The following is a 12,091-nucleotide window of genomic DNA, read 5'->3' on the forward strand; positions in this document are numbered from 1 at the left end:
GGCTTAGGCCGCGCTCAAGCCACGCTGGATGTCCGGCACGGATGCCAGCAGGCTCTTTGTGTAGGCGTGCTGCGGTTGCCTGAGCACGGCCTCGGCGCCACCCTGCTCGACGATGCGGCCGTTCTGGAACACCAGCACGCGGTCGCACAGATGCTCGATGACGCCGAGATCATGCGAGATGAACAGCAGCGCCGTTCCGAGCCGCGATTGGAGCTCGGCCAGGAGATCGAGCACCTGGGCCTGGATGCAGATGTCGAGCGCCGAGACCGGCTCGTCGCAGACGATGATGGCGGGTTCAGCCGCTAGCGCCCGCGCGATCGACACCCGCTGACGCTGGCCGCCGGACAATGATCGCGGCACCCGATCGAGATGATCGGCACTCAGGCCGACCAGTTCGAGCAGCGACACGATCCGGTCCAGGCGCGCCATGCGGCTATCGGCGCCCGGAAGATTTTCCGCAATGATGTTCCTGACGCGATAGCGCGGATCGAAGCTGCTAAGTGCGTCCTGCGGGATGTATTGCAGCTTGCGACGAAGCCGGCGGCGCCCGGCTTCCGCGACCGAGGACCAGGGCTCTCCGAGCAATGTTACCTCACCGTCATCCGGGTGAAGCAGCCCGAGCACGATCTTGGCACAGGTGGATTTTCCCGAGCCGGATTCGCCGACGATGCCGACGACCTCGGCGGCCCTGACATCGAAGCTGATGTCCTGCAGGACCACCGACTTCGCCCGTCCGGCGGCTTTCGGCGCAATGAAACTCTTCGAGATCTCCTTGACTTCGAGCACGACCTCGCCTGCCGCCTGTCGCTGCGGCAAGGGCTCCCGCACGATGGAGACCGCCGTCGCATCACCCGCACCGGGCTCGAACCTCGCCGACGCGAGCCTGGACCCGCGCGACCGCCCCGACGGAACCGCCGCGATCAACTGCCGCGTATAGGGATGGCGCGGATGGGTAAGGACATCGCGAGTCGGCCCGCTGTCGACCACCCTGCCGTCACGCATCACGATGACACGGTCGGCGATGCCGGCGACCACCGCGAGATCGTGACTGATGAGCAGGAGACCCGCCCCCTCCCGGATTCGCTCCGCCAAGACCTGGAGCACCTGCGCCTGGACGGTGACGTCGAGCGAGGTCGTCGGCTCGTCCGCGATAATGAGATCGGGGTCAGCCGCGATCGCCGACGCGATCAGCGCACGCTGGCGCAGGCCACCGGACAATTGATGCGCATATTGCAGGGCACGATCAGCGGGGTTGGGAATGCCGACCTTGCCGAGCGTCTGCAGCGTCCGATCCCGGATAGCGCCTGCATCGGTCAGAATGCGATGGCTCGAAATGACCTCGGCAACCTCCTGGCCGATCGTGCGCAAGGGATCGAGCGAGACCAGAGCATCCTGCATGACGAGCCCGGTCACGGTCCCGCGCAGCTTGCGCCAGTCGGCTTCGCCGAAGCTGCGAGCGTCGCGTCCCTTGATCTCGAACCGGTGCGCGGCGGTCTTCGCACCGTCGCCGGCGAGATTGAGCAGGCTTCGCGCGGTGATGCTCTTGCCCGAGCCGGATTCACCGACCAGGGCAACGCATTCGCCGGGCCCGATCGTCAGATCGAAATCAACAACGATCGGCTTGCCACCATTGGCGCCGGCAAAGCCGATGCTCAGTCCCTGCACCTCGACGATCGGCGCTGCCAGATCTATCTGCGAACCTACGCTGCTCATGCGAGCCGCCCTTCAAATCTCTGTTGTAGGTGATTGCCGATCACGCTGAAGGCGATCACCGTCGCGGTGATGGCGAGGCCCGGGAAGACTCCAGGCCACCAGGCGACGCGCAGCACATCCCGGCTCTCCGCCAGCATCACGCCCCATTCCGGCGTCGGCGGCTGCGGTCCGAGCCCGAGGAAGCTCAGGCCGGATACGATCAGGATCGTCGAGCCGATATAGACGGTGGCGATGATCGGGATGGCAACAAGGACGTTGGGCAGGACGTGCCGGATGAACACTTGGCAGCGGCTCAACCCGTAGATCGCGGCCTGCGTCACGTAATCGGCATCGCGTATCAGCTGGGTCTGCGCCCGCACCACGCGACCAAATTTCGGGATGCCGGCGATGCCGACCGCGATGGCGATGTTGAGCATGCCTTGGCCGAGGAAGGTCACGATCAGCATGGCGAGCAGCACGCCGGGAAATGACGACAGCATATCGAACAGGCGCGACACGGCCTCATCCAGAATGCGATTGCGCTGGCCCGCGATGATGCCGAGGACAATGCCTGATCCGAGTCCGACCGCAACACCGCCGAACCCGATCAGGAGCGAGTAGCGCGTGCCGAAGACGGTCCGCGCGAAGACGTCGCGGCCGAGCCGATCGGTCCCGAACAGATGCGCCCAGCCCGGCGGCTTCAGGCCCTCGCTGAAATCGCCGACGAGCGGATCGAAGTGCGTGAACAGCGAAGGCGCGATCGACGCCGCGATCAGGAACGCGACGAAGACGAAGGACAGGACGAGCCCGAACGGCAGACGGCGCCGAACAGCGATTGCAGCCAGAGAATGTGACGCCTCAAAGCCAACGAGGTCTTGCGGGGCCTCGAGCGGTACGGCCGTGTCGAAGGAGCGATGCGACGGCGCGGTCATTGGGCCCTCAATCTCGGGTCGATCAGCACATAGAGGATGTCGAGCAGCGTGGACGCGGCGACGTGGATGAAGGCTGCGAGCAGCACGACGGTGAGCACGACCGGCACGTCGTGGGTCAGCACCGCGCCCAACGTTACCGTGCCGAGGCCTGGCCGGCCGAACACCTTCTCGGTGATGACCGCACCGCCGAGCAGGCCGCCGATCAGCCAACCGCCTAGCGTCACCGCCGGCAAAAGAGCGTGCCGCAACACGTGACGCCAGCGAATGACGAGTTCGCCGACGCCGCGCGACCGCACGGTCGTCACGAAAGGCTGGTCGAGCGTCTTCTCCATGGCTTCACGCAGAACCTGCGTCAGCAGGCCGGCGGTCGGCAATGCCAGGGTGATCGCCGGCAGCACGAGGGAATTCCACCCCTCCGCACCCGACACGGGAAACCAGCGCAGATTGAACGAGAATGCCATCAGCAGGAGGATGCCGAGCCAGAAGACGGGCGTCGAGGCGAACACCAGTTCGACGAACGAGGCCAGCTCGCGCGAGAACCGCCCTCGCCCCGCAGTCAGCAGCGCGATAAAGCCGGCAATCACGATCGCAAGCACGCCGGCCGTGAGCGCAAGCTCGACGGTCGGCAGAAGCTGCGATCCGACGACCTCGATCACCGGCTGGCGCAGCACATAGGACGTGCCGAAATCGCCGCGGAGGATGCGCGACAAGAACTCGACGTACTGCTCGGGCAACGAGCGATCTAGGCCCCATTCGGCTGCGATCGCCTCACGGAGGCCGGGATATTCGACGTCACCGGCGAGGATGTCCTGAATGCGGCCCGGCAGCGCATGCAACGCGAGAAACGTTGCTGTCACGCTCGCCCAGGCCACCACCAGGCTGGTGAACAGCCTTGAGACGATGCGGGACCACATGGCCTACTTCTTCGCGATCCAGAAATCGTAGGCGCTGGACGGCGAGTCGAGGCCGGCCTCGAAGCCCAGACCGTTGACGTTGCTCTTCGCCGCCAGGAACCAGCTCGGCGCGAACAACGGCACGATGAAGGCCTGGTCCACACCCCGCTTCTGAATCGCGTCGGTGAGCTGCCGCTTGCGGACCGGATCGGTCGTCCGCAACGACTCGTCGATTTGGCTCGTGATCTCCTGGTCTGGATTGGGAATGTTGGAATAGAGGAAGCCCTTCGATCCCAGCATGTCCCAGAGCTCGCGGGCAGGATCGGACGGATTGTCCGTATTGGGATAGATCACCCAGGTGCCGTTGGCGTTGTTTTTGGCGTATTCGCCCGCCGTGATCAGGCGCAGGTTGAGATCGAGGCCGACATTCTTGCGCAACGCCGCCTGGACGCCCTGGATAAGGATGTCGCGATTGTCGCGCACATAGGGCTGCGGATAGCCGACCTCGATCGAGAGGCGCTTGCCGTCCTTGGTGCGGAAGCCTTCGGAATCGCGGCCAGTCCAGCCGGCTTCGTCGAGCAGCTTGTTGGCGCCAGCAATGTCGTTGCCCCAGGAACCGACCAGTGCCTTGTTATAGGCGGGATTGGCCGGGCCGATGATCGACCAGGCGCGCGGCACGGTGCCGAGATAGACCTGCTTCACGATCGGCTCCAGATCGAAACCGTCGCGCAGCGCGCGGCGCACGCGAACATCGTCCGCCGGCGGGCGCGTGTAGTTGATGTTGAAGGTGAAGGACGTGCTGGCGCCGGACGGGCCGGTCAGCAGCTTGAAGCCCGGCTGCTCCGCGAACAGCGGCGCATCGGTCGGCTGCACGCCCTCGATCAGATCCACCTGCCCCGAGGTCAATGCGCCCGTGCGAACGGCATATTCGGGGAGGAAGCGGAAAGTGACGCGGTCCAGATGAGCAGGTCCGTTATGCGCGGCATTGCCAGGCGCCCAATTATAGGCCGCGTTGCGCGCGAACACCGCGGACTGGCCGCGCGTGTAGCTCTCGAACACGAACGGTCCGGTGCCGGCCAACCCGCGTCCACCTCCGCAGAGATCACCCTTCGCCAGCGATTTCGGCGAGATCAGGCCGAGCTTCACATTCGAGGTCGACTCCAGGAAACTCGAATCCGGCGTCGACAACACCAGTTTGACCACATAGGGCGAGACCACTTCGGCACGATCGTAGGCCTGGAGCAGCGAGACCGCGGTGACCGCGTTCTCGGGCTTCTTGACGAAATCGTAGTTGGCCTTGACCGCTGCTGCGTCGAATTTCTCCCCGTCGTGGAAGACGACGTCTTCCCTCAGCTTGTATGTGTATTCCTTGCCGTCGGTCGAAATCGACCACTCGGCCGCAAGCCAGGGTGCGAACGTGCCATCCGCCTTCTTCGCGATCAGCGAGTCGATGTAATTGCGGGCCACGAAGAACGCAGCCTGCTGTGACGAATAATGCGGATCGAAGCATGATGGCTCGGTCGTCACGCCCCACCGCAACGCGCCTCCGGAAACCGGCTTGTCTTCGGCATACGCGACATTCGACGCGAGCAAGGCAATCGCCACGCCGCTCACCAGCAAATTATTCTTCTTCATCCGCGTCACTCGCAATCGTTTCTGCTGCTGCCCCTGCAATCGACGCATCGAACATCATCAATTGAAGGATGACGTTCGTTTGCGCTTCATCCGATCTGCACGAGGCGTTATCTCTTGTTGCATCGCGATGTAATTCGTCGTCGCGCGCAAACGCAACATGCAAACGGTCGCGACGGCGGCTGCACATGAAGTTTGAAAAATTATTCGAGCCCTCACGCCGACGGTGGATGAAATCGACGACATCGAACGCCAATCCGACAATTCGATGCTGCACGATCGTTGCGCATCGTGACCCGACAACCAGCTGACCTTTGGAATCCCCATGTCGCCACGCCAATTGCACCTGAACGTCAACCTGCTTCACTCCGGCGTATATCCGTCAGCCTGGCGACTGCCCGACAGCGATCCACGCGCCTTCTTCGATCTCGGTCATTATGTGCGCGTGGCTCAGATTGCCGAGCGCGGCAAGTTTGACGCAATCTTTCTGGCGGACTCGCCTGCCGTGAACGACCGCATCGACTACCGGTCGTTCACGTCGATGGAGCCGACCATCGTGCTGGCAACAGTTGCCGCAACGACCAGGCGCATCGGTCTGATTGGGACGGTGTCGACGACCTACAACGAGCCCTACAACATCGCACGCCGTTTCGTGACGCTCGACCACGCCAGCGGCGGCCGCTCGGGATGGAACGCGGTCACCACGGCAGATGCCGCTTCAAGCCGCAACTTCGGCCTCACGGGTGCACTGGAGCACAAGGCCCGCTACGAGCGCGCCAAGGAGTTCACGGAAGTCGTCCACGCATTGTGCGACAGCTGGGAGGACGACGCCTTTGTGGGCGACAAGGCGAGCGCGCGATTTGTTGATACGTCGAAAGTGCACCCGATCGCGCACCGCGGCCCGCATTACTCGGTGGCCGGACCTCTGAACGTCCCACGCTCGCCGCAGGGGCGACCGGTCACGGTGCAGGCGGGTGGCTCGAATGACGGGCGCGATTTCGCGGCAGCTTATGCAGAAGCCGTATTCACGCTGGCGCAGAGCATCGAGGAAGGCGTCGCGTATGCGCGCGATCTGCGCGCACGCGCCGCGTCCTATCGTCGTTCCGGCGATTCCATCGTCATTCTGCCCGGGCTCGCCACCGTCATCGGCAGCACCGAGGCCGAAGCCAAGCGGCGACAGGACGAGCTCTGGGAACTGGTGCCGATCGAATACAGCCTGGCGCGGTTGGCCGGCACGCTTCAGATCGACCCTACCCTCCTCGAGCTCGACAAGCCCCTGCCGGATCCCCTGCCGCTTCCGGTCAATGCCAACCACACCATGTTCCAAGGCACCGTGAATATCGCACGTCGTGGCAATCTCACAGTCCGACAGCTGATCCGCGCGCTCGGAGGCGGCGTCGGACATCGCATCATCGTCGGCACGCCGGAGCAGATCGCCGACGACATCGAGGCTTGGTTCAAGGCGGGTGCCGCCGACGGTTTCAACCTCATGCCAGACGTACTGCCGTCCGGTCTGGAGACCTTCGTCGATACCGTCGTGCCCATCCTACAGAGTCGCGGGCTGTTCCGCACCGAGTACGCCGGCTCGACGCTGCGCGATCATTTTGGCCTGCAACGACCAGTGAGCCGATATGCGAAGCGGGCGTCGGAGGTCGCATCAGCCTAGCTGTCCCGACTATCTATCCCAGAGATCGATCCCGCCCGTCGGCGGGCTTGGCCGATCGCCTGGCCCGCACGCGCGGAATTACCTCGAGTGCAAATCGCCGCATCTCGGCCTCGAACGGCTGGAATTGCAGCATGAAGAGCTCGATGCCGGCCGCATGGAACGCCTCGATGCGCTCCGCCACCTCGTCATAGCTCCCGACTAGCCCCGCGGCAGTACCGCCATTGCTGCCAACACGCGGCGTCTTCTGCATGGTCTGCATCATCACGACCTCAGGGTCGGTGTTGTGCTTCTGGATCGCCTTCATCGGCGCATCCTTTGCGGCGAGGCTCAGCAACCGCTCGTAAGCGGCCTGCGCCAGCTCCCGGGTTTCGCGTGCGACGACGAAGGCCGACAAGCCGAAACGGAGCGGCGGCGCGGCATCGCGCGGGCGCACTGCGACATCGGCAATCAACCCGGCCACATCCTCCAGCGGCTGGCCATTGATGAACCAGACGTCGCCATGGCCTGCAACGAGGCCGCGCGCCGGCTCGGACTCACCGCCGACATAGATGGCCGGACGCTTGCGATACAGGCTGGTCGGGCGCAGGGCATAGTCCGTGACGTTGAAATGCTCGCCCGCATAATTGAGACGTTCGCCTTCCATGAGGCGCGAGACGACAGATATCCACTCGCGGCCGTAGGCATAGCGAGCGTCATGGTCCGGGAAGCCGATCCCGGCCTTCTCCAGTTCGGGACGGTTCCAGGCATTGACCAGATTGATCGCAAACCGGCCACCGCTGATGTTCTCGATCCCGAGTGCGAGCTTCGCCAACACGACGGGGTGATAGAGATAGGGCTTGATCGCAGCAATGATCTCGATGCGCTTGGTCAGCGCCGCGATCGCTGCCGCGGCACTCCAGGCCTCGAGCTGATCGAGGTCTTCCTGATGCGGGTTGATGGTGTGCTGCGCGATCAGCGTTGAATCATAACCGAGCTCTTCGGCTGCAAGGATGAGATCGCGATTGCGCTCCCAGGACGCATCATAAGGCTCTTCGGGATCCTGATGCGCCGCGCGCGGCCCATGCACCAGCGCCCAGATGCCGAAGCGAAGAGGTGCAGTCGCCATCGTGCTCTCCTGTAACTTTCTTTGGTCATGCTATCGATCGGTACCTGTTCTCGCCAACGGCTGATGCGAGATCAAGCACATCCGCCTCAAAAGATTTTCTTTGTCGTGCAGCGGCGCCGCAACGACAGCAGATCACTCCGTATCGAATGACAATTGAAATAGCGCTCTATTTCTGTCGGGCCGATTTCGTGGGACATTTTCCGCGGACGGCAAGTCATTGGCGTCGCACCTCCCGGATCGGATGCAGGAGGTGGAACGAGGTCTCGCGTCTTGAGCAATATCGAACTGAGCCAAATCGACAGTACGGCGATCGGCGCGGCTAACGCGCCGTCAACGCAGGGCAGCGTTCAATCGCCGGCGCGAGCAAGCAAGCTTGGTGCTCGCGGCCTTCAGCTCCTGTCCTGGATCGCGCCCGTGATGCTCGTGATTGTCTGGGAGGCGCTTGCACAGGCGGGATGGCTTTCGCCACAGGTTCTGCCCGCGCCGAGCAAGGTCATCCGGACAGCGTTCAAGCTTGCGACCACCGGGAGTCTGTTGAACGACCTCGGCGTCAGCCTCCTGCGTGCCACAGCCGGCTTTACGATCGGTGCTGCGGTTGGCGCCACGCTGGGCGTTCTTGTCGGCTTCTCGCGGGTAGCGGAAGCCGCGATCGACCGCAGCGTGCAGATGATCAGGGCCATCCCTTTCCTCGCCGCGCTCCCCCTCGTCATCGTCTGGCTGGGCGTCGGCGAAGCGGAAAAGATCTTCCTTGTCGCACTTGGCGTCACGTTCCCGATCTACATCAATACGGTGCTCGGTATCCGCCAGGTCGATCCCAAGCTGCTCGAGCTGGGGCGCGTCCAGGGCCTGAGGTCGCTTCAACTGATCCGCCGGATCATCCTTCCCGGCGCGCTGCCGTCGATCCTGACCGGGGTTCGTTACGCTCTCGCCACGGCGTGGCTCGCGCTGGTCGTGGCTGAAACCATCGGCGCGCAGTCGGGGATCGGCTTTCTCGCGATGGATGCGCGCGAATTCCTGCGCACCGATGTGATCGTCCTGACGATCGTAATCTACGCGCTGATCGGCGTCGCGGCCGACGCCATTGCGCGCTTTCTCGAACAGCGCCTCCTCGCCTGGCATCCGAATTACGGAGCAGCGAGATGAACGTGCACGTCGCCCCGCAGCCCTCCGCGCCGTTCGAATCCGGACCGGCCGTCGTTGTCCGCAACCTCGTCCGCAGCTACGGCAGCCGCGTCGTGATCGAGAAGCTGAACCTGCGCATCGATCGTGGCGAATTCGTCGCCCTGCTCGGCGAGAGCGGGTGCGGCAAGACAACATTGTTGCGGGCGCTGGCCGGGCTCGACCCCATCCAGGGGGGCCGTATCGTGGCGCCCCGCCGGCCGGCCGTGGTGTTTCAGGAGCATCGGCTGCTGCCGTGGGACAATCTCTGGCGCAATGTGGCGCTCGGCTTGCAGGTTCCAGATCCTCGCGAACGCGCCGCCGAAGCGCTCACCGAGGTCGGCCTCGGTGATAGGCTCGAAGACTGGCCCCGAAATCTCTCCGGCGGGCAGGCCCAGCGCGTCGCCCTCGCCCGCGCGCTGGTGCAGCAGCCCGAGCTTCTGCTGCTCGACGAGCCGTTTGCCGCGCTCGATGCGCTCACCCGTATCCGCATGCACGAGCTGGTCCGCGAGCTGGTGGCCAATCATCAGCCCGGCGTCCTGCTCGTCACCCACGATGTCGACGAAGCCATCGCGCTGGCCGATCGCATCCTCGTGATGCGCAACGGCGCAATCGCCTACGAGCATCGCGCCGGGCGTGGAAGCTCGGCATCCATCTCGCGCGCCGAACTCCTTAGCGAGCTTGGCGTGGTCTCCCATTCTCCCAGCTAGGTCATCCGGAAGGAAAATATGTCCGACTCATCGATCGCCAAACCATCTCGGCGCAGCTTCCTCGGCTCCGCAGCTTTTGGCATTGGCGCGCTCGCTGGTATGAACATCAGCGAATTCGCCCAGGCCGCCCCTGGCCGTACCACCGATACGGTGCGCCTGACCTGGGGCCTGAGCGGCCTCAATCTGATCGCCAAAGAGCGCGGCGAGTTCGAGAAGACGCTGGCCAAAGACGGGATCAAGGTCGAGTGGCTTGGACCCTTCCCGAACCACGCCCCGACCTTGCAGGCGGTCACCGGCGGCAGCGCCGATTTCAGCTTCGGCGGCAGCACCACGCCGGCGCTCGCCGCAATCATCGCCGGCTCGCCGCTGGTGTTCACGCAGTTCGTGGTCTACGAGCCCCGCACCACGGCGATCATCGCCAAGGACGGCTCGGGCATCGACAGGATCGAAGACCTCGTCGGCAAGTCGGTCGCGGTCAATCGCTCGGGCCTCGGCGAGTTCCTGCTGGTCGCAGCGCTCGAGAAACACAAGGTCGACCGCTCCGCGGTGAAGTTCGTCTATCTCAATCCGCCCGATGCGGCGCCCGCACTCGCCTCAGGCAAGGTCGACGCCTGGTCGATGTGGAGCCCGGGCGTCGACATCGCCCGGCTCGAATACAAGGCGCACGACATCTTTCTGGAAGGCCGCGATCTCGAATTCCAGATCGACTACACCTCCTACCTCACCACCCGCAAGTTCGCGACCGACAATCCCGCGCTCGTCCGCGCCGTGAATGACGCGTTCCGCGCCGAGGGCAAGTGGATCTCGGAGAACAGCAAGGACGCCGAGTACATCGCGCAGAAGGCCGGGAAATACAGCGATCAGGTCCGCGACCAGTTCATCGCGATGAACCGCAAGTATCGCTACTTCGCGGTCAACGACGAGCAGTTTGTGGGCGAGCTGCAAAGGGCAGCCGACTGGCTCGCGGCCCGCAAGGTTCTACCCGAGCCGGTCAAGGTGACCGACCATCTCGCCCAGCTCTGAAACGCTACCAACAGGCCAAGACAATGAACAAGACTGTATCCACCCCCTCTCTCGGCACATCCGAGCCGATCAAGGCTGGCTCGCCGGAGCTGGAGGCTCTGCTCAACCAGATCGCCGAGGGGGCCAGTGACCGCGAGCGCGACCGCATCCTGCCGTTCGAGGTCATCGATCTCATTCGCCGGGCCCGCCTTGGCGCGTTGCGGCTGCCGTTGAACGCCGGTGGCGCCGGCAGCACGATCCGCGATCTCTTCGCCTTCGTCATCCGCCTCGGCGAGGCCGACGCCAATGTCGCGCATATCCTGCGCAACCATTTCAGCGTGGTCGAGCGCCTGGTACGTACGCCCAAGGACGAGCAGAGCCGGCAATGGCAGAAGGCGGTCGCCGAGGGCGCCATCATCGGACTTGCGACGACCGAGCTTGAAAGCCCGCGCGTCGGCAATGTCACGCCGGGGACGACGTTCACGCCCGACGGGAACGGCGATTATCTGCTGAACGGCACTAAATATTACAGCACAGGCACGTTGTACTCGGATTATGTGCTGGTGCGCGCGGCCGATCCGTCCGGAGCGACGGGCGCCACGATCGTGCCGATCAAGCGCGAGGGAATCGAGCTGGTCGACGACTGGGACGGGCTCGGGCAGCGACTTACCGCAACCGGCACGACGCACTTCCGTAACGTCAAGGTCAGGCGCGAGGAAGTGGTGTTCGACACGCCGGACGGCGGTTATGGTGTGCCCTATTCCAACACGTTTGCGCAGCTGTTTCTGACGGCGATCGTCGCGGGTATTGCGCGTGCGACGCTGCGCGATGCGACAGCCCTGGTCCGCTCGCGCAAGCGTACGTTTTACTACGCGCCCACCGAGATCCCGACCGACGATCCGCTCCTGCAACAGACGGTCGGCCAGATCGCGAGCGGCGCTTTTGCGGCCGAAACGGTGGTGCTGGCGGCCGCCGAGGCGCTCGACATTGCAACCGATGCGTTCGACGCCGGCGCGGCGAACGCTACAGAGGCGGCGCACACCGCCGCGCTGCTCTCGGCAAAGGCCAAGATCATCGCCGATGATTTCGCCATCCGAGGTGGCAGCCTGCTGTTCGATGTCGGCGGCGCATCGGCGACCAAGAAGGTCACTAACTTCGACCGTCACTGGCGCAATGCGCGCACGCTCTCTTCGCACAATCCGACCACCTACAAGGCGCGTTCGATCGGCGAACACGAGATCAACGGCACGCCGTTGCCCGCGAAGGGCTTTTTCTGAGAGCGAACAGGCCGATCCACGGCG

11 protein-coding genes are annotated in these 12,091 nt (G+C 64.1%); 5 read left to right on the forward strand and 6 right to left on the reverse strand.

From position 1 onward, the window contains the following. Positions 1 to 3 precede the first annotated feature (3 nt). The 5 genes from nikE to ABIB99_RS18620 are packed head-to-tail and all read right to left on the reverse strand — an operon-like array spanning position 4 to position 5,405. Positions 4 to 1,713, reverse strand: a complete 1,710-nt coding sequence (nikE, locus tag ABIB99_RS18600; protein WP_354176967.1) for a nickel ABC transporter ATP-binding protein NikE — start codon at positions 1,711 to 1,713, stop codon at positions 4 to 6. Continuing rightward, positions 1,710 to 2,624: an ABC transporter permease gene (locus tag ABIB99_RS18605; protein WP_084795211.1), complete on the reverse strand. Its 915-nt coding sequence runs from the start codon at positions 2,622 to 2,624 to the stop codon at positions 1,710 to 1,712. Before ABIB99_RS18605 ends, nikE begins: the two co-directional genes overlap by 4 nt. Further along, on the reverse strand, positions 2,621 to 3,538 hold the full coding sequence (locus tag ABIB99_RS18610) for an ABC transporter permease (protein WP_063984167.1): 918 nt from the start codon (positions 3,536 to 3,538) through the stop codon (positions 2,621 to 2,623). The genes ABIB99_RS18605 and ABIB99_RS18610 overlap by 4 nt, the downstream gene beginning before the upstream one ends. Before the next feature lie 3 nt (positions 3,539 to 3,541). Beyond that, a complete protein-coding gene (locus ABIB99_RS18615) occupies positions 3,542 to 5,152 on the reverse strand; it encodes an ABC transporter substrate-binding protein (RefSeq protein ID WP_354176969.1) in 1,611 nt (536 codons plus the stop codon). Further along, positions 5,139 to 5,405: a hypothetical protein gene (locus ABIB99_RS18620; RefSeq protein WP_354176971.1), complete on the reverse strand. Its 267-nt coding sequence runs from the start codon at positions 5,403 to 5,405 to the stop codon at positions 5,139 to 5,141. Before ABIB99_RS18620 ends, ABIB99_RS18615 begins: the two co-directional genes overlap by 14 nt. A gap of 69 nt (positions 5,406 to 5,474) precedes the next feature. Here ABIB99_RS18620 and ABIB99_RS18625 point away from each other — a divergent pair, with 69 nt between their 5' ends. After that, positions 5,475 to 6,815 carry an LLM class flavin-dependent oxidoreductase gene (locus ABIB99_RS18625; RefSeq protein WP_354176973.1) on the forward strand — a complete coding sequence of 447 codons (1,341 nt, stop codon included), beginning with the start codon at positions 5,475 to 5,477 and terminating at the stop codon, positions 6,813 to 6,815. Positions 6,816 to 6,828: 13 nt separating this feature from the next. Here ABIB99_RS18625 and ABIB99_RS18630 read toward each other — a convergent pair whose 3' ends face one another. Beyond that, the gene (locus ABIB99_RS18630; RefSeq protein WP_354176974.1) at positions 6,829 to 7,920 is read right to left on the reverse strand and encodes an LLM class flavin-dependent oxidoreductase; all 1,092 of its coding nucleotides are present in this window, start codon (positions 7,918 to 7,920) and stop codon (positions 6,829 to 6,831) included. Positions 7,921 to 8,337: 417 nt separating this feature from the next. Between ABIB99_RS18630 and ABIB99_RS18635 the strand changes: the two genes are divergently transcribed. Genes ABIB99_RS18635 through ABIB99_RS18650 form a run of 4 tightly spaced genes read left to right on the forward strand, consistent with a single transcriptional unit; the run spans position 8,338 to position 12,067 of the window. After that, positions 8,338 to 9,063, forward strand: coding sequence for an ABC transporter permease subunit (locus tag ABIB99_RS18635; RefSeq protein ID WP_354177106.1), 726 nt, complete (start codon positions 8,338 to 8,340; stop codon positions 9,061 to 9,063). Continuing rightward, positions 9,060 to 9,788: an ABC transporter ATP-binding protein gene (locus ABIB99_RS18640; protein WP_354176975.1), complete on the forward strand. Its 729-nt coding sequence runs from the start codon at positions 9,060 to 9,062 to the stop codon at positions 9,786 to 9,788. Before ABIB99_RS18635 ends, ABIB99_RS18640 begins: the two co-directional genes overlap by 4 nt. 18 nt (positions 9,789 to 9,806) lie before the next feature. Continuing rightward, a complete protein-coding gene (locus ABIB99_RS18645) occupies positions 9,807 to 10,811 on the forward strand; it encodes an NrtA/SsuA/CpmA family ABC transporter substrate-binding protein (protein ID WP_354176977.1) in 1,005 nt (334 codons plus the stop codon). A 23-nt stretch (positions 10,812 to 10,834) separates the two neighbouring features. Further along, positions 10,835 to 12,067, forward strand: a complete 1,233-nt coding sequence (locus tag ABIB99_RS18650) for an acyl-CoA dehydrogenase family protein (RefSeq protein WP_354176978.1) — start codon at positions 10,835 to 10,837, stop codon at positions 12,065 to 12,067. Positions 12,068 to 12,091: the final 24 nt, after the last annotated feature.

Origin of the sequence: Bradyrhizobium sp. LA6.1, assembly GCF_040547805.1 — a bacterium.
Classification (GTDB): Bacteria; Pseudomonadota; Alphaproteobacteria; order Rhizobiales; family Xanthobacteraceae; genus Bradyrhizobium; species Bradyrhizobium barranii.

Coding starts and splice junctions, on each gene's coding strand:
- nikE (WP_354176967.1), bottom strand. CDS start 1,713: ATGAGCAGCGTAGGTTCGCAGATAGATCTGGCAGCGCCGATCGTCGAG.
- ABIB99_RS18605 (WP_084795211.1), bottom strand. CDS start 2,624: ATGACCGCGCCGTCGCATCGCTCCTTCGACACGGCCGTACCGCTCGAG.
- ABIB99_RS18610 (WP_063984167.1), bottom strand. CDS start 3,538: ATGTGGTCCCGCATCGTCTCAAGGCTGTTCACCAGCCTGGTGGTGGCC.
- ABIB99_RS18615 (WP_354176969.1), bottom strand. CDS start 5,152: ATGAAGAAGAATAATTTGCTGGTGAGCGGCGTGGCGATTGCCTTGCTC.
- ABIB99_RS18625 (WP_354176973.1), top strand. CDS start 5,475: ATGTCGCCACGCCAATTGCACCTGAACGTCAACCTGCTTCACTCCGGC.
- ABIB99_RS18630 (WP_354176974.1), bottom strand. CDS start 7,920: ATGGCGACTGCACCTCTTCGCTTCGGCATCTGGGCGCTGGTGCATGGG.
- ABIB99_RS18635 (WP_354177106.1), top strand. CDS start 8,338: ATGCTCGTGATTGTCTGGGAGGCGCTTGCACAGGCGGGATGGCTTTCG.
- ABIB99_RS18640 (WP_354176975.1), top strand. CDS start 9,060: ATGAACGTGCACGTCGCCCCGCAGCCCTCCGCGCCGTTCGAATCCGGA.
- ABIB99_RS18645 (WP_354176977.1), top strand. CDS start 9,807: ATGTCCGACTCATCGATCGCCAAACCATCTCGGCGCAGCTTCCTCGGC.
- ABIB99_RS18650 (WP_354176978.1), top strand. CDS start 10,835: ATGAACAAGACTGTATCCACCCCCTCTCTCGGCACATCCGAGCCGATC.